This is a genomic window from Pseudomonas sp. PME37.24/006 (assembly GCF_055556635.1).
The window spans coordinates 1-260 of record NZ_JBVHNL010000180.1 but is presented as its reverse complement, the minus strand read 5'-3'; the positions used below and the strand labels follow the sequence as shown (position 1 = coordinate 260).

The 260-nt window shown below is 58.5% G+C and carries 1 protein-coding gene; it reads right to left on the bottom strand.

Translation table 11 applies throughout. The features are described 5' to 3' along the window. On the bottom strand, nucleotides 1-260 hold a 260-nt coding region (locus tag ACZ3GY_RS24320), incomplete at both ends, for a hypothetical protein (RefSeq protein ID WP_465912343.1).

Genomic DNA, 260 nt, shown 5'->3' with positions numbered 1-260 from the left:
AGTGCGCAACAGCGGCCACTTCCACGAGGCGTTGATGCCATACAGACGGGCATCGTGATTGGCGAATTGCAGCAGCGCACCGGATGCGGTGCTGACGCTGTAGGGATTGAAGCGACCGATGACATCGGCATCGATGTAGTTCTCGACGTAGCTGAAATACGGTGTCAGCTTGAAGAACCAGCGTGGCTCGTTGCCCTCCTTGTCGGACGCATGCCAGTCAGCAGTGGCCGAGAGGGTATGCGCCACTTCCGGCTTGAGAT